The sequence below is a fragment of the Candidatus Saccharibacteria bacterium genome, from assembly GCA_016699895.1.
Taxonomy (GTDB): Bacteria; Patescibacteriota; Saccharimonadia; order Saccharimonadales; family Saccharimonadaceae.
This window is the reverse complement of record CP064991.1, coordinates 566,621-587,474: the sequence shown is the minus strand read 5'-3', so window position 1 is coordinate 587,474 and position 20,854 is coordinate 566,621. Positions and strand designations below refer to the sequence as shown.

The window sequence follows — 20,854 nt, the reverse complement described above, 5'->3', positions numbered from 1 at the left end:
GTATGACAAAGGTATTTTTATGGCGCGACTGAGGATCATTGCTGGTGAGTTTGGCGGTCGCTGGATTTCGGCCGACGTGGCTCGGGCTACGCACCCAATGGGCGATCGGGTGCGTTCGGCGCTCTTTGCCATGCTAGAGTCGCGCGGTGGACTACAAGGTGCTCGGGTTCTCGATGCCTTTGCTGGTACGGGTGCATTGGGATTTGAGGCTCTCAGTCGAGGAGCCGATAGCGTCGTGTTCCTAGAGCGCGATAAAACTGCCGCTCGTGTTATAAAAGTAAATATTACAACATTATCTGTCGAGAACCAAGCCAAAGTGATCCAATCAGGGGTAGCGGGCTGGACAAACACCAACCAAGATGATAAGTTCGACATAATTTTCGCAGATCCGCCATACCATGATACCCAGTTTTCCACAGTTGCAAAGCTGGCCAAGTATTTACGCCCAGAAGGGCTTATGATATTATCGTACCCAGGAAGAGAGACTGTGCCGGACCTAGATGGAGTTGTTGTGGTGGACAATCGTATTTACGGAGAAGCGGCACTAGCCCTCTTCCTTTTAGATTCCAGCAAAAATAATTTGGCTGACGACACTATTTCTGCTAAAATGTAGACTATGCGCGCGTGGTGAAATTGGTATACACGTATGCCTTAGGAGCATATGCCTTCGGGCGTGGAGGTTCAAGTCCTCTCGCGCGCACCAGTCATTTTTACAGAGGTAAATTAACGAAATAATCGCCTATCATAGGCGATTTTTGTTTAGTGATGTATAATAGGCTTTTAGCATGTAGCATGCAACACTTTAACGAGCAGGAGAAACGATGAGTACAGGAAATAGTACCCCTCAATGTGCTCTCGACCCTGAAGACAGAGGATATCCAAATAACGACGATATAGCGAACAAGCCGTGGGCTCTCGACCCTGAAGCACGAGGCTGGCCAAACAACAATGACATAATCCGGCGAATAGAAGAAGCCTACCGCATGGGTCAAGCTGCGATACGGCGAGAGCGAGAGCAAGCCTTGGCCGCAAGTGCAAACGAGACTACCTCGTTAGAAAAATAACAACCCTAGTAATATGTCCTAATTTATAGTGTATACTATACCGTAGGTGGGCCCTTAACAATCTGAGATGGGTCCTATATTGAGAGGAGACTGCCATGTCGGCAGCAAAAACGAAGGAGCTGTCGCCGATCGACAGTTTCTTCGAAATTACGACCCGCGGGAGCACCGTGGGTCGTGAGGTTCGCGGCGGGCTGGTCACGTTCTTCACGATGGCCTACATCCTGGCGCTGAACCCGCTGATCATCGGCACCGCCACCGATGTGAACGGCCTGCTACTGTCGGGCCTGCCCAAGCTGGACGCCGCCGGCGAGGTGATCGGCGCTAACGTCGCCACCTCGATCGCCATGGTGGCCGCGGCGACTGCGCTGATCGCCGGCCTGATGACGATCCTCATGGGTATCTACGGCCGCTTCCCGATCGGCTTGGCCACCGGCCTCGGGCTGAACGCCATTCTGGCCTACGTGCTGGCGCCGCAGATGACCTGGGCCCAGGCGATGGGCCTGGTGGTCTGGGAGGGCGTGATCATCACCATCCTGGTGCTGACCGGCTTCCGGAAGGCAGTGTTCCGGGCCGTGCCGCGCTCGTTGCGGGCTGGCATCTCGGTCGGCATCGGCCTGTTCATCGCCTTCATCGGGCTGGTGGACGCCGGGGTCGTGCGCAAGGCGTCCGGCACGCCGGTCGAACTGGGCATCGGCGGCTCGCTGCAGGGCTGGCCGATCGGGATCTTCCTGATCACCCTCGGCCTACTGGTGCTGCTGTTCGTGCGGCGCGTCAAGGGCGCCATGCTGATCGCGATTCTGTCCGGCACCGTGCTGTCGGTGATCATCGAGGCAGTGGCGCACATCGGGGCGCACGATGCCACCGACAACCCGGCCGGCTGGATGCTGAATGTGCCGCAGTTCACCGCCTTCGCGGCGCCCGATCTCGGTCTGATTGGCCGGGTCGATCTGTTCGGAGGATTCAACAGCGCAGGCGCCGGGCTCGGCCTGGTGCTGATCGTGTTCTCGCTGCTGCTGGCCGACTTCTTCGACACCATGGGCACCATCGTCGCGGTGGGCGCGGAGGGTGACCTGCTGGACGAGTCCGGCAACCCGCCCCGCACCCAGGAGATCCTGCTGGTCGATTCGATCGCCGCGATGGCCGGTGGCGTTGGCTCGGTGTCGTCGAACACCTCCTACATCGAATCGGCGGCCGGCGTCGGCGAGGGCGCCCGGACCGGTCTGGCCTCGGTGGTCACCGGTGCAGCGTTCCTGGTCAGCCTGTTCCTGGCGCCGCTGGTCAACATGGTGCCGTCGGAGGCGGCAGCGCCAGCTCTGTTCTTCGTCGGCTTCCTGATGATGTCGCAGGTCAGCCACGTCGACTGGGATGATCCGGAGGAGGGCATCCCGGCCTTCCTGACCATGGCGCTGATGCCGTTCACCTACTCGATCACCGCCGGCATCGGCGCGGGCTTCATCAGCTACGCCCTGATCAAGCTGGTCCGCGGCAAGGCGAACCAAGTCCACCCACTAATGTGGGTGGTCGCGGCGCTGTTCATCGTCTATTTCGCCCAGGGCGCCATCTCGTCCCTGCTGGCCTGAAAAGGTCGGCTCCACCCGGGTTCCCCGGGGTCAGGTGCTTTTCGAGCTTTGCTCGCACCTCGACCTCGGGGGATCCCCGACAATAACTTATTTTTAATGCACACATTTACCTATTGACAATCATGCTTTACTTTGATAAAGTGTTATCATGACGACTAATCCATCATTTACCGATAATGACTCGACTCGACAATTTGTTGATGTGCTAGGTGCTATTCGTGATGAGGTAACGATGCAAAAATTTCTACGTGACGTTATGACAGAAAAAGAAATCATCGAAATGAGCGCCCGACTCCAGGCCGCAAAAATGCTGCGTGATGGCGCAACCTACGCCGACATCACGACGTCTACCAAATTGAGCTCTCGCACCGTCGCACGGATTAGCGATTGGCTACGCAATGGGGCTGGTGGCTACGACATTGCTCTCGATATGATTAACGCACATCATCCCCACGTTCCGCCAGCTCGTGCCTAGGCTTTTTCTATAGAAATATTTTGCCAGCACGACGCTGGCATTTTTCTAATAACAACGTAATTTTTATGAGGAGAGAATGCTATGGAAAAACCATATGTTATTTCGGAAGAGTTGGATATGATTGACTCTAGTTATATACAAAATAATAATGTAAATGAGTTTCGAGAAGGTCTCGATACCGATCTACGCAATATGAACAAAGATACTGTCTGGGTATCGTCTAGTGATATTCGGCAAGGTCTCGAAAAAATCGCCGGACGAACGAGCGTCCCAATCGTCAGTCTCGATGATCGCTATATGTCGTCGGCCGACATAATGGTCGGCATATCCCGCGGCGTTGACCAGAACTTGAACGATGTAGGCTATATGCCCCGCGTCGGCTATCCGTCGATATGCGAACAGCTCGACAAGGTCACAAGACTCGGCAGTGAGGTCGTGCTTGTCGATGACGTTATATTTAGTGGCGACATGATTTTGAGTATAGTTCAGGAACTTCAACGACGCAAAGTCAAAGTAGGCGCCGTGGCTTGCGGCGTATTAATCGGCGAAGGTGGAGCAAAAATAAACGCCTCGGGCATCGATATTAACGCCGTTCGAGCATTCGACGATGTCGAAGATGAAATTTGTGAGCGTGACTTTGCCGTTGTTCCAGGATCTGGTCGACGAATTGAATCCGTTGGCGCTAATGCGCTCTATTTCTCTAGTCAATTCGGAAAACCAGCCAAGTGGGCATCTATTCCCGATGGATCTGTTAACGAATTCTCTGCAAATTCTTTTGTGCGATCGGCCAACCTCGTCAATCTATCAGTCAACATGCAAACGATCGGTAGATTTTATGGGCTCAGATACAACGGAAACGCACGTCAGATACTACTAAATAATGTTGCTCAACTAGAAAGGACAAACTAGCATGAACAAATTACAAGCAGCCGTCTTTGATATGGACGGCACACTCTACCAATTTCCAGAAGGCGCAACGTTTAGTAAGTCACCGCTCGGAGTAGCAGTGCGGCAAAACACGGCTGACTTTCTATCTAGAGAATTTAAGCTTTCCGACGAAGCAGCCTGGAATCGATACGACGAGCTACTACGTCGATATGATGGCGAAATGAGTCTCGGCCTAGAGCGAGAGTTCGGCATCAACCGTATGCGATTTTTTGATGAAACTTGGGATATCGACCCCGAAAACATCATCGTGCCCGAACCAGGACTGCGTGAACAAATGGAACGGCTCGATATACAATGTGCACTATTAACTGCTGCCCCGCGAGTATGGGCTAAACGGGCGATAGGCTACATCGGTATCGCAAATCTATTTGGTGATAATATCATAACTGGTGAGCCAGATATTCGTAAACCAAACCCCGAGGTGTTCCGTCAGATCATGAACAAAGTTGGCTCTGTGGCAAGTCAAACCGTATCAATCGGCGATCAAGACTTTTCAGATATCGTCCCCGCTAAACAACTCGGCATGCGCACAGTCCGTATCGGTCAGGACGAAAACTCGGTGGCGGACCTACAGGCACGTAATGTCAATGATGCATTAGTAAAATTGCGCCAGAAAGGTTGGTTGTGATCCATAGAGCATCATTATCGACCTTAGCCCCGTAAACTGACAGTTTCTTATGTTATAATGGAGCCAATGAACACTATTCTAACGATCACCCATCAAGATTTCTTCCCCGATAGTCCTCGCCTCGATACTGACACCTTCCGCATTCGTGAGGCGGCCCGAGCAGTTGTGGTCGATGAAAACGGCAGAGTTGCGCTGTTAAAAGTCGGAAAACACAGCTACCATAAACTACCTGGCGGCGGTATCGACGAGGGCGAAGATAAAATCGAAGCCCTATCCCGAGAGTTCATCGAAGAGATCGGCTGCGATGCGAACGTTATCGCAGAGTTAGGTGCTATTGTCGAGTTACGAGACAAATGGGAGTTAAAACAAACTTCCTATTGCTACCTCGCAAAACAATTCGGACCTATCTCCGAACCAGAGTTCACACCCGAGGAAATCGCCGACGGCTTTTCTGTCGTGTGGGTCGATAGCGTCGACATCGCAATTACTCTATTAGAAAACGACCGTCCGACCAACTACGAGGGATTATTTATCCAAAAAAGAGACCTAACCCTACTAAACCACGCCCTGCACCAACTATAGTATACTTTGTATTTATGCCTATTTTATGGTATAATGGTAAGATATGTCTGAGCTATCGACCCCTCACACCAATCAGGTGCGCCTGACTTTTTATCCTCTAGAATTTATAAGGCTACCTATGATCGCGAGAATCGCGAACTGCCAGCTATTGATCCGCGTAGACCGATTGCCGGGTATGTAGAACACGCAGCCAACAATCCAGACGGGATACACAGATATGACATAGCAATAGGTGCATATGCGCGTCACCGAACCCTAAAGCATATTCACAAGAGCACCGCTAGCGGTGATATGGATGACGATAGCAACCTACCAACCTTGCAGCCAGAAACCAGCGTTCTAGGGTGGATTGACCAACGCCTTGGTATCGAAGTTGTCGGTCACGCATCCTTTAACGATACAAGCCGACAAAACATAGCGAGGCTCAAGAATACACTACGATTATCGTCTTTCGCGTTGTGTTTCGCAATGGCGAAATTACATACAAGACAACCATCGACGGATCTTCCAGCCCATGGCAGTCTTTCTCTGCCTAATGATTACTCCGGGAGTCATTCCGGGAATGCTATTAGTTTCAAGGATCACCTCTACACACACAGATGGGGATCGGGCCGGATGATAACAGCCAAGCTAGAGACGCCCATCGACACCGTCGAATATTTCGCCAGCATAACGACGCTGCATATTGATGCATAGTTTATTGTCATTACAGAGTGAAGGTCGAGCCTATGTCAGTCTCACGTATCACTGTCGTCGTAGAATAATTCTGTATCTATAGGCTTGCGCTCGCGCGCTTGATCCCGTCGAGGAATCGCTCGCGGCGCGTGATGGTGTCTTTTTTTAATGACATCTGGTCGAGGACGAATAGTTTGCGCTTTTTAATGCCAGTCAACGTAAATAGATTCCTGGTTAACGGTTTTGCCCCACTATTGCCAGCGATCCCCCACATCAGGCGCGGCGCACGTGAGGTAATAATGATATCGGCCGTTTTGCCTTTTAAATGTTGTGTTACGTACATCAACCCCTTGGAATTATATGAAAAGCCTGGCGTAAAGACACGAGCTATCCAGCCCATCAAGAGTGACGGTGCCGTACCCCACCACAGCGGATAGGCAAACACGATATGGTCTGCCCATGTGATGAGTTTCTGCGAACGTGTAATGTCAGCATCTTCTGGCATAAACTCACGGTAACCGAACCGTAAAACTGGGTCAAACGCCAATTCACCGAGTGCTAGCACCTGCACCTCGTGCTTGTCGGTATCAATCCCGCTCACATAGGCTCGCTGGATCGCCGCATTAAAACTTTTTGCATCAGGATGACCGTTGATATAAAGAATATTCATACGCCTATTATATAGTAATTTGGGCGCCTCCACATGATTTTACAGCGTTTTTTACGCCGAAAGTCCTAACGGCGCATCGAGTTCATAAATTATATGCTGATCTGGAGCGGTAGCTAATTCACCTGCGGTAAACTCTCTGACAAACTCACCCTCTGGCAGATCCTCGAAATCCGAGTTCAATAATACTAGAGCTCGGGTAGCGCGACGTGCTAGATCAACTACTGTAGGATTCAGATGATCACCATTTTCCCAGGCTATGCCAGATTGACCCCAAATATACTCTTCGCCTTCATCCTGCACCCGAAAAGTACGAATTGATGCGACGCGATAGTCCAGCTCCGGATCACCATGATGGATTCTGGACTTGTAATAAGCCAGATAGTCTTGCATATCGGTATGATTGCCGCCCGCCAGTAATGCCGCCTTGGCAACCGACGTCTGGACATTGATGTCATATACCATTCCAATCGGCGCCCAGTGAAAGAGACTCGACGCCCGAATATCCGGAACAACTGTTACTTCGCAGGTAATGCCGCCTTCCCTAGCGTGGTTCATGTCGCTCATATTAGTTTATTATACCATAATTTATTAGATTGACAATGCTAATGCTTGGTCGATAGCGTTGTTTGCACTTTTATTATAATTATGTTATAATGAAAAGATGTTTCGCAGAAATCAACCGCATATAAACCGAGTTAACTATACATACTATCCGCTAGACTACGGCACTAAACAACATCCGGACTACCATTTCAACCGTCGAAATATCTCTGGCTACATGGCAAATATCACTTTCGATTCAAAGGTTGTCTCACCAGACTCTAGTCGTACGTTTCACATAGTAGTCGGCGAGGAAACTCATCATTCCGCCCTGCGCCTCATTCATAACAAGGGCGACTATTACCGCCATCATACAATCATCGATAGTGCAGAGCCTCCGACGCGCGCCATGATCGAGGGCTGGGCTGGTCAAAATGATGATGGTATGACAACCGCCTTTGGCAACACCGAGGTCTCGTCCGAAATCTCTGCGGAATCGATAGCAATAATTATCGATAACTTGAGATTATCCGTTATGGCGCTAGGCGTCACAATGTCTAGATTAGATCTGGAACGAAAATCTATCAATAATCGCCGCCCTTTGCGTGGTCGTTTCGTGCTGCCAAATGTGCCTAGCACTAGTAGTATTCGTCTGACTGACGAAACTAGACCTCTCCGGCTCGGCAACCACCGTATGGTATCAGTCACGCTCGACGCACCAACCAAAGAGGTCGCCCAGTTGCTAGATCGTAACTAAACGAAAAATCCCGCCAGATTCCCCAGGGGATAGGCGGGATTTTCATTGGAGCGGTCAGTGCTCTGGGATAATTAGCGTTTACTAAACTGTTCGCGGCGGCGAGCACCCTTGAGGCCGTATTTCTTGCGCTCGACAGTGCGACTATCACGACGTAGGTAACCAGCTTTGCTCAGCGTGCTCTTTAACTCGTCGTTGATCGACGCGAGAGCTTTACTGATAGCGAGCTTGGCAGAATCGACTTGACCAGACACACCGCCACCTTTGATCAGTAGCGTGATATCAAAGTCGGTCTGTTTGCTAACGAGGGCTAGTGGATCGGTCAATTCCGCAATCAACGACTGATTATTATCGAAATAAGCAGCGGCGTCTTGGTTATTGATCGTCATTTTACCTTTGCCAGCATAGAGGCGAGCAGTAGCGGTAGCCTCTTTGCGGCGACCTAGTCCGTAAAAATATGCTTTGTCAGCCATTATTTAACCTCCATTTTCTGTGGTTGCTGTGCGGCATGATCGTGGTCGGCACCGGCGAAAACGCGGAGGCGAGCCATACGATCAGCTTGCAGTTTGTTCTTTGGCAACATACCGCGGACGGCACGCTCGATGATCGAAGTCATCGGCACATCACGAGCAATTTTTTCCTTGATACCACCTGGAAAACCAGTGTAGTGGTAGTAAGCTTTGACATCAGTCTTGTCGCCAGTCAGTTTAGCGGCATCAGCGTTGATAACAACAACGTAGTCACCGCTGTCCATGTGTGGGGTAAAGCTAGGATCGTATTTACCCGTCAAACGAGTGGCGATAAAGGTAGCGGCGCGACCAACTGGTACATTTGCTACATCGACAACGATCCATTTATGCTCAACTTCGCCTGCTTTTTTCTGATAAGTTTTGAAATCAGCCATTATTTATCCCCTTTCGATTTAGCTTTCGCCGGGGCAGCTTTTTTGGTCGTGACCGGTTTAGCTTCTTCGACTACAGGTGTTTCACCCAGTTTAATCGTATCAACAAACTCGATTCGAGACATCTCAGCGTTATCACCAACCCGATTTTCATCGAGTTTTGTAATGCGCAGATAGCCGCTATCGCGTTTGATTTGTGGTGCGATTTGATCAACTAACAGGTTGCCAACTTTGATGTCAGCAAGCCGTGCGATCACCAAACGACGGTTTGCCAGATCACCTTTTTTAGCTGCAGTAACGAGCTTTTCTACAAATGGTCGGAGTTCTTTGGCTTTTGGCGTGGTAGTCTTGATACTCTGGTGAGTAATCAAAGAACAAGCCAAGCCGCGCATCAACGCGTTGCGCTGATCTCGCTCGCGACCGAATTTACGTCCTCTATATCCGTGTCTATGCATAGTTAAAACTCCAGCTCTGCCACCTTATCTTTGACTTCTTCGCGAGCTTTGGCGCCGAACCCTTTGAGGTCGTTCAGCTCTTCGTCGCTCAGGCTCACCAATTCACCGACGGTCTTGATATTAGCACCGATCAATGCGTTGGTTGTTCGAGCACTCAGGTTGAGTTCTTCGACCGGTAGGCCTAACAGGTCAACTGTTTGATCGCCGTCGCTACCGAGGTCGCTACTAGCGATTTTGGTATTGCCGGCTAGGGCTGAATATTGGGCTACCAAAATAGCAGCGGCTTGTTCAAACGCATCCTGCGAGCTAATTGAACCATCAGTATCAACCGTTAGAGTCAATTTATCGAGATCAACGTTATCGCCAACACGAGTTTTCTCAACGGCGTAGCGAACGCGGCGAACTGGACTGAACACAGCGTCAACAGCAATCATATCGCTATGAATGCGGCGAGCCGAGCTTTCCTCGATCGTTTGATAGCCGCGACCGGTTTCGATAACGAAATCGATTTTTAGCTCGGTTTTTGGCTCGTCAATCGTCGCAATGACTTGTTCTGGGTTGACGATTTCGACATCAGATGTAGTTTTGATGTCACCAGCAGTCACGAGACCGCCTTTTTTAACCAGGCTGACCTCGACAGGATTGTCGCTGAACGATTTGACGGCGATTGATTTCAGATTCAACATGATCTCGACAACGTCTTCTTTGACGCCAGGAATCGTGGTGAACTCGTGGCTCACACCATCGATACGAAAAGCCGTAATAGCAGCACCTTCGATGCTCGAAAGTAGCACACGGCGCAGCGAGTTGCCGAGGGTCTGACCATAGCCGTTGGCTAATGGTTCAATTGTGACAGTAGCGCTGTTATCGCCGATTGGCTGGATACTGGATACGCTTGGGTTTAAGATTGCTTTACTCATAGTTACCTCCCTATTTAGCGCGAGTAGTACTCGACGATTAGCTGTTCATTAATATCTGGCTCGGCCTCTTCACGTTGTGGCAAACCAGTGACTTCGACGGTCATCTTCTTGACATCGGCTTTGACCCAACCCACACCACCACCGGTGGCATCTTTGACGATTTCGTTTAGACCTGCAAAGTAAGCGGTTTTGGCGCTATGGGCGCGAACCTCGATTTTGTCGCCGGCCTTGACGCGGATTGATGGAATGTCAACGCGACGACCATTCAACATGAAATGTCCGTGACTAACGAGCTGACGAGCCTGACGACGTGACGTCGCGAAACCAGCGCGATAGACAGTATTATCGAGTCGAAGCTCGAGTAATTGCAACAGGTTCTCGCCAGATAGACCATCGCGGCGATCGGCTTCTTTCATGAGACGAGCAAATTGCTTTTCTAACAGACCGTAGATACGACGGACTTTTTGCTTTTCACGCAACTGCGTGAGATATAGTGATGGTTTGCCCTGGCGACCATGGGCGTGTTGACCTGGAATACCGGTCTTGCGGGCCATGACTTTATGAGCTTTCGGATGAAGGGCGTAGCCTTCGCGACGGCTCTGTTTGACAATTGGTGATGTATCTCGTGCCATCTCTTATGTTCTCCTCTCTCGTTTTGGACGAACGCCACCGTGTGGCACGCCAGTTTTGTCGCTGATGCTTTCGATCTGTAATTCGTGGTTAGCCAGCGCGCGGATCGCCGCGTCGCGACCGAGGCCAACGCCGCGAACGAACACGTCGACTTTGGTGACGCCGTACTGGCTCTTGGCGATTTCAGCAGCTTTGTCGGTTGCGATCTGGGCTGCATACGCAGTGCCTTTTTTCGACCCGCGGAAACCACAGGCACCGGCGCTGCTCGCTGCTAGTACATTACCGTGACTATCAGCAAAACTAATGATGGTGTTGTTAAAGGTAGCCTGAATGTGAACTTGACCGAGCGGTACGCTACGGCGAGTTTTTTTCTTGCCAACTTTAGCTTTTGTAACTTCTTCTGCCATATTTCTCCTCTAATCCTACGTCTTGCTCGCAGCTTTAGGTTGACTACCGCCGACGGCGACGCGTTTGCCGCGCTTGGTGCGACCATTCGTTCGGGTACGCTGACCACGAACTGGCAGGTTCAATTTGTGGCGCAAACCACGGTATGAACCGACGTCTTTGAGACGCTTGATATTATTCGCTACTACACGATGCAGGTCTCCCTCAACCGTATAGTTGGCGTCGATAATGTCGCGGATTTTCTTTTCCTCTGCTTCGGTCAGATCTTTGACGCGTTTGGTCGGCTCGACCTTGGCAGCCGCGACAATGTCGCGTGCGATCTTTGGTCCGATACCGTACACATAGGTCAAAGCAATCTGAACTTGCTTGTCAGAAGGAACTTCTACGTTTGCAAATCTTGCCATATTACTCCTTAACCTTGCCTCTGTTTATTGCGGGGTTTCTTTTTGTTGATAACATACAGGCGACCTTTGCGGCGCACCAGTTTGTCCTCTGGACTGCGTTTTTTAACGCTGGCTGATACTTTCATCAGTGCCGTTCCCTTCTCCGCTCGATGCATCAAGCGGCGTTAGTTTTTTCCTCGCGTAGCCGAAAGCTGATTCGTCCCTTCGTGAGATCGTAAGGGGTCATCTCAACTTCAACTTTATCACCCGGCACTAGCCTAATGTAGTGCTTGCGCATCTTTCCTGACACGTGAGCGATAATCGTATGACCGTTTTCAAGTTCAACACGAAACTTGGCGCTGGGCAGAGTCTCCACCACAACACCAACCATTTTGATGACTTCTTTTCCTGCGGACATATAACTACAAGGATCAATTATACAGGAAATGATTTAAAAAGTAAAGAGGTTGCTGTAGGTTAAATGCCCGCAATGCCATTCAGTACAGCATAGACGAGAACGCGCTTGCTGGCCGTCGGCACGCCGCTAGCATCGACAGCGCCTTTGTAAGTACCGGCGCAGGTGATGAGTGTCAGACCTTCGCGACCTGATTCGAGTGGTTTCATCGCTGCTTTCATATCAACATCGGCAAGGTTCAAAATTTGCACTTTCCTAACGACATACTGCAATGTTTGACCATCGCCACGCTCGACAACGATAGAATCACCATTTTTCAGGCTCGAAATCTGATCAAACACGCAGCTCATAGCCCTAGAAAAGCACGTGTGTCCGTCAAACAAAGCGGCGGTTTCGGTGTTGCCATCACCAGGTGTTTTATACGTATCACAGCGATTGTCGGCGATCGGATTGATCTGGCAGTTATACCAGCCGGTATCACCAATCCGAGTTGGTGCGTCGAGTTGTTGGCTGCCATCTGCCGCTGGACTCTTGACACCTAACGCTATAGCCCTGGCATTGGTTACACCAGCCCTTGGTATCGAGATGTAGCGCGGCTTGTCGGGATCAACTTTGTAATCATCGATCTCAGCCTGGGTAACCGGTTTGGTCGAGATGCCGATACTCTCGATGTAGTGTATTTCCTCGTTATTTTGCCAGGTTGCTACCAAATAATCCATCAGGAAGTAGCTGCCGACAATCGCGGCTAGAGACAATAGTATGGTAATGACTCGACGCAACCAGCGCTTGGTTTTTGATCCAGATCCGATATTAAGCGTCCCACTCCTTGACATATGTTGCCTACTTGTATTCGTCGTAGGTCACCATCAGAGCGCGCGAGTTGAGCTGGCGTAACGATTCGAGGGCGACCGAGACAACAATCAGTAGTCCGGTACCGCTAATCGCCAAGCTCTGCGCCGCCGAGCCGAGGCCAATCATGACAAACACATATTCAAATACAAAAGGAATAATGGCGATCAAGCCTAGAGCTAACGATCCAAACAGCGTTAAACGATTGACGATGCGCGTTAGGTACTTTTCGGTTTGTTTACCCGGCCGGACATTTTCAATGAAACCACCCTGTTTTTGCAGGTTCTCGGCAATTTCACTACTATTAAACACGATCGAGGTATAGAAATAGGTGAAGGCCACGACGAGAATGAAATATGACACCGGATAGATAAACTGCGTCCAGTCACCGGTCAGGCTAAAACTGTTGGTGCTAGACTTTTGGAACCACAAAATAAGGTTTTGGCCCAAATCGACATTGTACCCAGTCGCGACAAATAACTGGCCCAGGAACGCCGGAAGCGCTAGGAAAGCCACCGCGAAGATCACTGGGATAACGCCAGCAGTAATGAGCTTGATCGGCAGAATTGATTTGATGCCGCCATAGGCGCTGTTGCCTTGGACACGCTTGGCATAATTGATGGTGATGATTCGCTGACCTTCATTGATCTTGACCAGGAAGTATAACACTATTAAACCTATGAGTAATATGGCGAGCACCAGTAGCGTAACGTTATGATTGAGCCACGGGATCGTGAACCAGTTAAAGACGTGGAAGGCGTCACTGGCGCTAGACACACTAAAGAGAGCGCTCGACAATGCACCAAAGCTGCTCGGCAGCTGGCTGATAATACCGCCAAAGATCAGGAGTGAGATACCGTTACCGATACCCTTTTCCGTGATAATTTCACCGAGCCACATCAAAATCATGGCGCCAGCGGTCATCGCCGTCACAGATACGATCCATTGGTGCATGTTCATATCCGTGATGACTGTTGATTGATCGAGTACGGTTTGGCGCAAAATATAAATAAAAGCAATCGACTGCAAGATCGCCAGCGGCAAGGTGATAATCCTCGTCCATTGGTTGATTTTGCGGCGACCCGATTCGCCGTCTTTGTGCATTTCCTCGAGGCGCGGAATGGCTTTGGTTAATAGCTGAGAGATAACCGAGGCGGTAATATACGGCGACAGGCCAACGAGCATAATTGAGAAACTGGCGAGCGCGCCACCTGATAACAGATTCAAGAATCCGCCAAAACTACCGCTATCGATGGTATTTGTCACGATGTCTTTGAGCTGGGTTGGTTCGGCTAGTGGAACTGGTATGTGCGACAAAAAACGATAAATAACAATAATGCCCAGCACCGCGAGAACTCGGTTGCGCATATCCGAGCTTTTCATTGATTTAAACATTGTTTTCCAGTTCAAAGTATTCCCCTCGTTAAATTCAGTAAACATTCTACAGGATTTTCTCGCGGTGGTCAAATAAGCAAAAACTCCGCTCGCTTTTCCGTGGCGGAGTTTTTAGGCTTTTGCTAACTAAATGCTATTTCTTGTCAGCTTTTTCTGGCTTGTCCTCTGGCGTTTTTGACGATGGAGGTAATGGCACAGCAGTTTTGACAAACGTGCCGCCATTTTTCTCTAGCTGAGCTACAACGCTCGCCGACATGCCTGGCAGTTCAACCGTAGCTTTGCTCGTTAGTTCACCACGACCAATCACTTTGACGAGGTGATATGGCGTCATGATCAAACCAGCTTCGTAGAGTTTGAAAGCATCAATTTTAGCGCCTTTTAGATCATTTAGCTGATCAGCATAGACAACCTGGGCTGGGACACGTTTGCTCTTGAAGCCGCGCAGTTTTGGTATACCTTGGACTAGTGGCAACTGACCGCCCATAAAGGTTGCACCTAATTTTTTACCAGTACGAGCGCGCTGACCTTTGGTGCCACGGCCAGCAGTTTTGCCGTAGCCGGATGAAATACCGCGACCAACTCGTTTGCGATCTTTGTTAGCTGTCGCGTTCAATTCATGATATTTGGTCATTATTTTGTCTCCTTTTTGACTGGTTTCTTGGCTGGTTTTTTAGTCTGGCCAATCCAATCTTCGCGTGGAACGAGCGAGCGCAAGGCTTCGATCGTTGCGTAGGCGATATTCACTTTGTTGTTTGAACCGAGGGATTTGGTCAACAGGTTAGAAATACCAGTTACACCGATAATCGTGCGGACGACACCACCAGCGATAATACCAGTACCGGGTGCGGCTGGCTTCAGCAGGACGTGTGCGCCGCCGTATTTTAGTTCGACTTCGTGTGGAATAGTGTTATTCGTTAGTGGAATAGTAACGAGGTGCTTTTTAGCAACATCAGTAGCTTTTTGGACGGCAGCCTGGACGTCTTGACCTTTGGCAACGCCGACGCCGACGCGAGCTTTTTTGTCACCGACCACAACGAGCGCTTTGAAGCGGAAGCGACGACCACCTTTGACGACGCGAGAGACGCGGTCAATGGCGATAACTTGTTCCTCAAAGACTTTGTCTTCGGCTGGTTTGTCGTCGCGACGTGGGCGACGGTTGTCGCGCTGACCACGGCCAGCAGCTGGGCGTGGACCGCGTGAATCGCGAGCTAGATTATCACTACTAAAGTTAGTGGCGCTACCAAATTTGCGCTTTGGCGCTTCACCGTTTTTGGCGGCAGCTGGCGCAGCTTTTGGAGCTTCGGCTGTCTCAGGTTTCACGTTCTGTACCTCATTCTCAGTTTTCTTGACTTCTTCACTCATAATTAAAACTCCAAGCCTCCTTTACGCGCCGCATCCGCGAGCGCAGCTAGTCGACCAGCATAACGACGGCCGTTACGATCAAACACTACTGTCTTGATTTTGGCTTTTTTGGCCTTCGACGCAATTTCCTCGCCGATTTTAGCAGCTTTTTCGGTCGTGGTACCGGTCATTTTCTGACCAACAGTGGTGGCTGCAGCCAACGTTTTGCCGTTGACATCGTCAATCAGCTGAGCCGAAATGTGCAGGTTCGAAATGAATACCGTCAAACGTGGTTGCTCGGCAGTGCCGCCGACACGCGCACGCACACGATTCTTGCGCAAGGCGCGATTCAATAATTTACGGTCAGCCATTATTTACCTGCCTTTCCTGCCTTGCGAAGAATAACTTCGTCAGCGTATTTAATACCTTTACCTTTGTAGGGTTCTGGTTTCTTTAGACTACGAATCTCAGCGGCGACCTGACCAACTTGTTGTTTGTCGATACCGCTGACGGTGATCGTCATCTTGTCATTAGTGATAGTAATGCCGCTCGGCGCACTATATTTGACTGGGTGACTAAAACCAAGACTCATCTCGAGCTGGTTGTTAGTAGCAGCGACGCGGAAACCGACGCCGTTGACTTCGAGTTTCTTTTCGAAACCTTTGGTGACACCAGTTACCATGTTGTTGATGAGCGCGCGCATCAGACCATGCTGACTGCGAGCTGCTTTGCTCTCGTCCTGTGGCGAGACTGTGAGAACGCCGTCTTTGACCTCGACAGTGACGGCTGGTGTAATAAACTGCACGAGTTTGCCTTTTGGCCCCTCGACAGTCACATCACCAGAGTCAACCGTGATTGTCACACCTGACGGAATCTCGATTGGTAGTTTTCCGATTCGACTCAGACTCATATGTACCTTTCCTTTTAATATACTTTACAGATTAATTCACCACCGAGGCGTTGCTTGAAGGCTTCGGAGCCAGTCATAACGCCTTTACTAGTGCTGACTAGCATGACACCGCGGCCAGATTTGACGCGTGGGATGTCGTTGGCGCTCGCGTACACGCGGCGACCAGGTTTGCTGACACGTGCAATCTCGGTGATAGTTGGGTTTTCGCCATCGCGATAGATGGTTACGACCAGTTCATCACGCGGTGATTGCTTCTCAACCTTGACGTCGGCGAGATAGCCGGTGCGTACCAATTCCTTGGCGACGGTTACTTTTAATTTGCTAGACGGCAGGCGAACTTCGTTCTTGCCGACAGCGATAGCGTTCCTGATACGGGTCAGGAGATCTGCGATTGGGTCTGTAGATTGTAAACTCATAGTCTTCTCCTTTCCTTTACCAACTACTCTTTGTTACACCAGGGATTTCACCCTTGCTAGCATGTTCGCGGAAACTGATACGGCTCAGGCCGAAACGACGCATATAGGCGTGTGGTCGACCCGTTTCGCCGCAGCGGTTTTTATGCCGGGTTGGCGATGAGTTGCGAGGTAATTTCTGGAGACCGTCCTGGTCACCAGCTGCCTTTAACTCGGCGCGCTTGGCGGCGTGTTTTGCAATCATAGCTTGGCGCTTTTTATCGCGAGCTAGTGCTGATTTCTTGGCCATATTATTTTACCTCCTTCTCAAACGGAATTCCGAACTTTTCTAGTAACTTGCGTGATGCGGCTGGATTGTCGCCACTGATAGCGAATGTGATCTGCAAACCGTGCAACGTAGCGGTTTCCTCGAACGTCAGCTCCGGAAAGATCGATTGTTCGGTCAAACCTAGGTTGTAGTTGCCCTGGCGATCAAATGCTTTGGCACCGACACCGTGAAAGTCGCGGATGCGTGGCATGGCGACGCTAACGAGGCGATCGAGGAATTCGTACATGCGATCACCGCGCAGAGTTACGCTCTGGCCAACTGGTGCGCCCATGCCTTTGCGGATTTTGAACGTAGCAATTGATTTCTTGGCGATGCGCGATACTGGTTTCTGACCAGTGATACGGGTCAACGTGTTTGCGACAACTTCCTGGAAATGCTTGTTGTCCTTGTTACGGCCAACACCGCTCGCAACGACAATTTTCTTGAGACTAGGAACCTGATGGATGTTCGATAGTTCCAATTCTTTTTTCAGCTCACCGGCAATTTGGTCGCTATAGAGCTTTTTGAGACGCGGCGTGTATGTTGCCGCTACTTTTTCAGCCATTATTTAACCTCCTTGCTATTGACTTTGGCGATGCGAGTTTTCGCACCGTTTTTTACCTGGTAGCTGACTTTACTGACTTTTTCGGCACCAGCAGTTTTTTCAACCACGAGAACAACGTTGCTCGCGTCAACTGGTAACTGAATGTCTCGTTTGGTGCCTTGGGCGCTCAAACGGTTAGCGGCTACGTGACGAGTGCGAGTATTGACGCCTTCTAGGTAAACTTTGTCGCCATCGACGCGGGTAACTTTGGCAATTTTGCCTTTGTTGCCGCCAGCGATGACTTTGACGAGATCGTCTGTCTTGATGCGTTTCATTAGAGTACCTCCGGTGCTAAGCTAACGATCTTGGCATAGCCGAGATCACGCAACTCGCGTGGGATTGGTCCGAAAACGCGGGTTGCCTTTGGCGTTTTGTCGTCGTTAATGATAACGGCAGCATTTTCATCAAACTTGATCGTGCTACCATCGGCGCGGCGGATTTGGTTGCGCGTGCGAACAACGACAGCTTTTACGACCGTCTTCTTTTTGATGGTACCGGTTGGGCTAGCGACTTTGACGCTCGCAACGATCACATCACCGACGCGGGCATAGCGTCGTCTAGTAGCACCGAGCACGCGGATACAAAGTATTTCCTTTGCGCCGCTGTTATCGGCGACTTTTAGTCGAGATTCTACTTGGATCATTGTTCGGCCTCCTCAGCTGCTTCTTTCCTCGCAGCTTTTTCGGCTAACTTGGCTTCAGTTTCTTCTTCGACGGCGGTCTTTTTGATCTCGAATTTTTCGCGGCCACGTTCGACGATCTTGGCGAGTGTCCAGGTCTTGGTTCGAGACAATGGTCGGCTCTCTTCGATCAAAACGGTGTCACCGACATGGGCTTCGTTCTTTTCATCATGAGCGTGAAACTTGCGACTAACCGTAAACTTCTTGCCATACAGCGGATGGGTTTCGCGGGTTGTACGCGTCACGACAATTGTTTTGTCGCCAGCAACGCTCGAGACTACGCCAGTAATTGTACGCTTACTCATTATTTTTCCTCCTTGCTGTTGGTTACTTCGGTCAGTACGGTGTGAATGCGGGCAATCAATTTCTTTGATTTTCGAATCACGTGAGCCGATGGCAGTTCATTGGCATGCAGCATCTTTTGCGCCTCGACCAGATCAGCTTTAGCAGTAGCTAGAGCATTATGTAGCTCAGCTTCGCCGAGAGCACGCAAGTCTTTGGTAGTGTTCGCGATAGATTTGCCGACAGCTTTGACATCTTTTTTGATGTCTTTGGTCGAAACTTTCTTGGCCTTGGTTTTTACAACTTCGGCTTCTTTGGTGGTTTTCTTTGTCGTAGCCATGATTACGCCTCCTCCCGTTTCACAAATCGAGTGCGGACTGGTAGTTTGTGGCTCGCGAGGCGCATAGCTTCGCGGGCGACAGACTCTTCGACGCCGTTCATTTCAAACAGAATGGTGCCAGCTTTGACTTTGGCTGCCCAATATTCAGGTGAACCTTTACCGCTACCCATTTTAACGTCCAGTGGCTTTTTGGTAACTGGCGTGTGCGGGAAAATGCGGATCCAGATTTTACCACCACGTTTGGTGTGACCACTGATAGCACGACGAGCTGACTCGATCTGGCGACTGGTGATACGTTCGTTGTCGAGGCTCTGCAAACCATAGTCGCCAAAAGCAATATAGTTACAGCGCGTAGCTTTGCCAGGATTGCGACCTTTGAAAGCTTTGCGGAATTTCGTTTTCTTTGGTAACAACATACTAGCGCCTCTCTCCCTTGTTTATCCAGACTTTGATGCCGATGACACCGGCTGGTGTTTTAGCGACAGCTTGATGATAATCAATATTGGCACGCAGGGTGTGCAAAGGCACCGAGCCTTCGATCAGTTTTTCGCGGCGACTCATTTCAGCGCCGTTCAAACGACCAGCGACTTCGATACGAATACCTTTGGCCCCAGCAGCCATGACGTTTTGGATCGTCATTTTCATAGCGCGGCGGAAATTGATGCGACGCTCGAGCTGACGCGCAATATTCTCGGCAACGATCTTTGATGCGAGATCTGGTTTCCTGACTTCTTCGATGTTTAATCGAACTGGGCTACCGACGATCTTTTCGAGTTCGACGCGCAGTTCTTGGACACCAGAACCTTGGCGACCGATCACGACACCAGCTTTGCTCGTATGGATAGTCACGGTGGTCTGATTGGCATTGCGCTCGATCTCAATGTGATTGATCACAGCACGAGTCTCGAATCGCTTTTCAATAGCTTTGCGAATCTGAATATCAATTGCGAGCCATTCAGCGAAATCACGTTTACTGGTAGCAAACCATTTGCTAGCCCAGTTTTTGTGAACCTGAAGACGCATGCTGATAGGATTAACTTTTTGACCCATTATTTCGTCTCCTTCTTGTCTTTAGCCTCAACTTTGGCTGGTTTCTTGGCGGGTTTGACTGCGCCGGTTACCTGTACATAGATGTTTGCGGTACGTTTCTGGAAAGGATGGGCGCGGCCACGCGAAACCGGGCGGAAGCGCTTGAGGCGTGGGCCCGAGGTGACTGATAGTGTCGTAATACGGAGGCCATCAGCTTTGAGACCGTGGTTGTTGACCGCATTAGCACGAGCGCTAGCGATCAATTTAGCTAGCGGTTTCGCAGCACGTTTTGGCGTATGCTGCAAAATAACTAATGCATCCTCGACAGTGCGGCCGCGAACGAGGGCGGCAACGAGTGCAACTTTGCGAGGCGTTAGACTCAGCTCGCGCAAGGTTGCCTTGACAGTAGCTTCATTCATTACTTTTTACCTCCGTGTTTGCGGAATTTGCGAGTTGGCGCGAATTCACCAAGCTTGTGACCAACCATGTTTTCAGAAACATAGACTGGGACATGGACGCGACCGTTGTGAACAGCGATAGTGCGACCAACCATATCTGGTGTAATCGTGCTAGCACGTGCCCAGGTCTTGATGACGGTACGATCGTCAGAACCGAGAGCTGCGATCTTTTTCGCCAGCTTGGCATCAACGAACGGACCTTTCTTTAGACTTCTACTCATA

36 protein-coding genes and 1 tRNA gene are annotated in these 20,854 nt (G+C 50.2%); 9 read left to right on the top strand and 28 right to left on the bottom strand.

The window, feature by feature from the left end:
- The first annotated feature begins 19 nt into the window (after window positions 1-19).
- From rsmD to IPL44_03150, 8 genes are all read left to right on the top strand, one after another.
- Window positions 20-613, top strand: a complete 594-nt coding sequence (gene rsmD, locus IPL44_03185) for a 16S rRNA (guanine(966)-N(2))-methyltransferase RsmD (GenBank protein QQS17288.1) — start codon at window positions 20-22, stop codon at window positions 611-613.
- 5 nt (window positions 614-618) lie between these two features.
- Window positions 619-703: transfer RNA gene (locus IPL44_03180), tRNA-Leu, on the top strand.
- A 118-nt stretch (window positions 704-821) separates the two neighbouring features.
- Window positions 822-1,064: a hypothetical protein gene (locus IPL44_03175; protein QQS17287.1), complete on the top strand. Its 243-nt coding sequence runs from the start codon at window positions 822-824 to the stop codon at window positions 1,062-1,064.
- A gap of 95 nt (window positions 1,065-1,159) precedes the next feature.
- A complete protein-coding gene (locus tag IPL44_03170; GenBank protein ID QQS17286.1) occupies window positions 1,160-2,644 on the top strand; it encodes an NCS2 family permease in 1,485 nt (494 codons plus the stop codon).
- A 148-nt stretch (window positions 2,645-2,792) separates the two neighbouring features.
- The gene (locus IPL44_03165) at window positions 2,793-3,119 is read left to right on the top strand and encodes a TrpR YerC/YecD (protein ID QQS17285.1); all 327 of its coding nucleotides are present in this window, start codon (window positions 2,793-2,795) and stop codon (window positions 3,117-3,119) included.
- A gap of 81 nt (window positions 3,120-3,200) precedes the next feature.
- Window positions 3,201-4,028: a hypothetical protein gene (locus tag IPL44_03160; protein QQS17284.1), complete on the top strand. Its 828-nt coding sequence runs from the start codon at window positions 3,201-3,203 to the stop codon at window positions 4,026-4,028.
- 1 nt (window position 4,029) lies between these two features.
- Entirely contained in the window at window positions 4,030-4,695 is a 666-nt protein-coding gene (locus IPL44_03155) for an HAD-IA family hydrolase (protein ID QQS17283.1), read from the top strand.
- 66 nt (window positions 4,696-4,761) lie between these two features.
- A complete protein-coding gene (locus IPL44_03150; GenBank protein QQS17282.1) occupies window positions 4,762-5,277 on the top strand; it encodes an NUDIX domain-containing protein in 516 nt (171 codons plus the stop codon).
- A gap of 772 nt (window positions 5,278-6,049) precedes the next feature.
- On the opposite strand, the gene IPL44_03145 is transcribed toward IPL44_03150, so the two are convergent.
- A complete protein-coding gene (locus IPL44_03145; GenBank protein QQS17281.1) occupies window positions 6,050-6,622 on the bottom strand; it encodes an NAD(P)H-dependent oxidoreductase in 573 nt (190 codons plus the stop codon).
- A gap of 51 nt (window positions 6,623-6,673) precedes the next feature.
- A complete protein-coding gene (locus IPL44_03140) occupies window positions 6,674-7,186 on the bottom strand; it encodes a hypothetical protein (protein QQS17280.1) in 513 nt (170 codons plus the stop codon).
- 97 nt (window positions 7,187-7,283) lie between these two features.
- Here IPL44_03140 and IPL44_03135 point away from each other — a divergent pair, with 97 nt between their 5' ends.
- A complete protein-coding gene (locus tag IPL44_03135; GenBank protein ID QQS17279.1) occupies window positions 7,284-7,919 on the top strand; it encodes a hypothetical protein in 636 nt (211 codons plus the stop codon).
- A 71-nt stretch (window positions 7,920-7,990) separates the two neighbouring features.
- On the opposite strand, the gene rpsI is transcribed toward IPL44_03135, so the two are convergent.
- From rpsI to rpsS, 26 genes are all read right to left on the bottom strand, one after another.
- Complete coding sequence (rpsI, locus tag IPL44_03130; protein ID QQS17278.1) at window positions 7,991-8,389, bottom strand: 30S ribosomal protein S9; 399 nt, start codon at window positions 8,387-8,389, stop codon at window positions 7,991-7,993.
- Window positions 8,389-8,820, bottom strand: coding sequence for a 50S ribosomal protein L13 (gene rplM, locus IPL44_03125; GenBank protein ID QQS17277.1), 432 nt, complete (start codon window positions 8,818-8,820; stop codon window positions 8,389-8,391). The genes rpsI and rplM overlap by 1 nt, the downstream gene beginning before the upstream one ends.
- Entirely contained in the window at window positions 8,820-9,272 is a 453-nt protein-coding gene (rplQ, locus tag IPL44_03120; protein ID QQS17276.1) for a 50S ribosomal protein L17, read from the bottom strand. The genes rplM and rplQ overlap by 1 nt, the downstream gene beginning before the upstream one ends.
- A gap of 2 nt (window positions 9,273-9,274) precedes the next feature.
- The gene (locus IPL44_03115; protein ID QQS17275.1) at window positions 9,275-10,192 is read right to left on the bottom strand and encodes a DNA-directed RNA polymerase subunit alpha; all 918 of its coding nucleotides are present in this window, start codon (window positions 10,190-10,192) and stop codon (window positions 9,275-9,277) included.
- Window positions 10,193-10,206: 14 nt separating this feature from the next.
- Window positions 10,207-10,824, bottom strand: coding sequence for a 30S ribosomal protein S4 (rpsD, locus tag IPL44_03110; GenBank protein QQS17274.1), 618 nt, complete (start codon window positions 10,822-10,824; stop codon window positions 10,207-10,209).
- A gap of 3 nt (window positions 10,825-10,827) precedes the next feature.
- Entirely contained in the window at window positions 10,828-11,229 is a 402-nt protein-coding gene (rpsK, locus tag IPL44_03105; protein ID QQS17273.1) for a 30S ribosomal protein S11, read from the bottom strand.
- 15 nt (window positions 11,230-11,244) lie between these two features.
- Window positions 11,245-11,631 carry a 30S ribosomal protein S13 gene (gene rpsM / locus IPL44_03100; protein QQS17272.1) on the bottom strand — a complete coding sequence of 129 codons (387 nt, stop codon included), beginning with the start codon at window positions 11,629-11,631 and terminating at the stop codon, window positions 11,245-11,247.
- An 8-nt stretch (window positions 11,632-11,639) separates the two neighbouring features.
- Window positions 11,640-11,756 carry a 50S ribosomal protein L36 gene (gene rpmJ, locus IPL44_03095; protein ID QQS17271.1) on the bottom strand — a complete coding sequence of 39 codons (117 nt, stop codon included), beginning with the start codon at window positions 11,754-11,756 and terminating at the stop codon, window positions 11,640-11,642.
- Window positions 11,757-11,785: 29 nt separating this feature from the next.
- On the bottom strand, window positions 11,786-12,028 hold the full coding sequence (gene infA, locus IPL44_03090; GenBank protein QQS17270.1) for a translation initiation factor IF-1: 243 nt from the start codon (window positions 12,026-12,028) through the stop codon (window positions 11,786-11,788).
- 59 nt (window positions 12,029-12,087) lie between these two features.
- Window positions 12,088-12,858: a class F sortase gene (locus IPL44_03085; GenBank protein ID QQS17269.1), complete on the bottom strand. Its 771-nt coding sequence runs from the start codon at window positions 12,856-12,858 to the stop codon at window positions 12,088-12,090.
- A 7-nt stretch (window positions 12,859-12,865) separates the two neighbouring features.
- Window positions 12,866-14,269: a preprotein translocase subunit SecY gene (secY, locus tag IPL44_03080; protein QQS17268.1), complete on the bottom strand. Its 1,404-nt coding sequence runs from the start codon at window positions 14,267-14,269 to the stop codon at window positions 12,866-12,868.
- A 133-nt stretch (window positions 14,270-14,402) separates the two neighbouring features.
- Window positions 14,403-14,900, bottom strand: coding sequence for a 50S ribosomal protein L15 (rplO, locus tag IPL44_03075; GenBank protein ID QQS17267.1), 498 nt, complete (start codon window positions 14,898-14,900; stop codon window positions 14,403-14,405).
- Window positions 14,900-15,631, bottom strand: coding sequence for a 30S ribosomal protein S5 (gene rpsE, locus IPL44_03070; GenBank protein ID QQS17266.1), 732 nt, complete (start codon window positions 15,629-15,631; stop codon window positions 14,900-14,902). Before rpsE ends, rplO begins: the two co-directional genes overlap by 1 nt.
- A 2-nt stretch (window positions 15,632-15,633) precedes the next feature.
- Window positions 15,634-15,981: a 50S ribosomal protein L18 gene (locus tag IPL44_03065; protein ID QQS17265.1), complete on the bottom strand. Its 348-nt coding sequence runs from the start codon at window positions 15,979-15,981 to the stop codon at window positions 15,634-15,636.
- Window positions 15,981-16,514, bottom strand: a complete 534-nt coding sequence (rplF, locus tag IPL44_03060) for a 50S ribosomal protein L6 (protein ID QQS17811.1) — start codon at window positions 16,512-16,514, stop codon at window positions 15,981-15,983. The genes IPL44_03065 and rplF overlap by 1 nt, the downstream gene beginning before the upstream one ends.
- A gap of 20 nt (window positions 16,515-16,534) precedes the next feature.
- Window positions 16,535-16,936: a 30S ribosomal protein S8 gene (gene rpsH, locus IPL44_03055; protein QQS17264.1), complete on the bottom strand. Its 402-nt coding sequence runs from the start codon at window positions 16,934-16,936 to the stop codon at window positions 16,535-16,537.
- A gap of 16 nt (window positions 16,937-16,952) precedes the next feature.
- Complete coding sequence (gene rpsN, locus IPL44_03050) at window positions 16,953-17,222, bottom strand: 30S ribosomal protein S14 (GenBank protein QQS17263.1); 270 nt, start codon at window positions 17,220-17,222, stop codon at window positions 16,953-16,955.
- Window position 17,223: 1 nt separating this feature from the next.
- A complete protein-coding gene (rplE, locus tag IPL44_03045; protein ID QQS17262.1) occupies window positions 17,224-17,805 on the bottom strand; it encodes a 50S ribosomal protein L5 in 582 nt (193 codons plus the stop codon).
- A complete protein-coding gene (gene rplX, locus IPL44_03040) occupies window positions 17,805-18,119 on the bottom strand; it encodes a 50S ribosomal protein L24 (GenBank protein QQS17261.1) in 315 nt (104 codons plus the stop codon). The genes rplE and rplX overlap by 1 nt, the downstream gene beginning before the upstream one ends.
- Window positions 18,119-18,487 (bottom strand): 50S ribosomal protein L14, encoded by a 369-nt coding sequence (gene rplN / locus IPL44_03035; GenBank protein QQS17260.1) that lies wholly within the window; start codon window positions 18,485-18,487, stop codon window positions 18,119-18,121. The genes rplX and rplN overlap by 1 nt, the downstream gene beginning before the upstream one ends.
- Complete coding sequence (gene rpsQ, locus IPL44_03030) at window positions 18,484-18,828, bottom strand: 30S ribosomal protein S17 (protein ID QQS17259.1); 345 nt, start codon at window positions 18,826-18,828, stop codon at window positions 18,484-18,486. The genes rplN and rpsQ overlap by 4 nt, the downstream gene beginning before the upstream one ends.
- Window positions 18,828-19,145, bottom strand: coding sequence for a 50S ribosomal protein L29 (rpmC, locus tag IPL44_03025; protein ID QQS17258.1), 318 nt, complete (start codon window positions 19,143-19,145; stop codon window positions 18,828-18,830). The genes rpsQ and rpmC overlap by 1 nt, the downstream gene beginning before the upstream one ends.
- A 2-nt stretch (window positions 19,146-19,147) precedes the next feature.
- Window positions 19,148-19,561 carry a 50S ribosomal protein L16 gene (rplP, locus tag IPL44_03020; protein ID QQS17257.1) on the bottom strand — a complete coding sequence of 138 codons (414 nt, stop codon included), beginning with the start codon at window positions 19,559-19,561 and terminating at the stop codon, window positions 19,148-19,150.
- Between the two features lies 1 nt (window position 19,562).
- The gene (gene rpsC, locus IPL44_03015) at window positions 19,563-20,195 is read right to left on the bottom strand and encodes a 30S ribosomal protein S3 (GenBank protein QQS17256.1); all 633 of its coding nucleotides are present in this window, start codon (window positions 20,193-20,195) and stop codon (window positions 19,563-19,565) included.
- Window positions 20,195-20,593, bottom strand: coding sequence for a 50S ribosomal protein L22 (rplV, locus tag IPL44_03010; protein ID QQS17255.1), 399 nt, complete (start codon window positions 20,591-20,593; stop codon window positions 20,195-20,197). The genes rpsC and rplV overlap by 1 nt, the downstream gene beginning before the upstream one ends.
- Complete coding sequence (gene rpsS, locus IPL44_03005) at window positions 20,593-20,853, bottom strand: 30S ribosomal protein S19 (GenBank protein ID QQS17254.1); 261 nt, start codon at window positions 20,851-20,853, stop codon at window positions 20,593-20,595. Before rpsS ends, rplV begins: the two co-directional genes overlap by 1 nt.
- Window position 20,854: the final 1 nt, after the last annotated feature.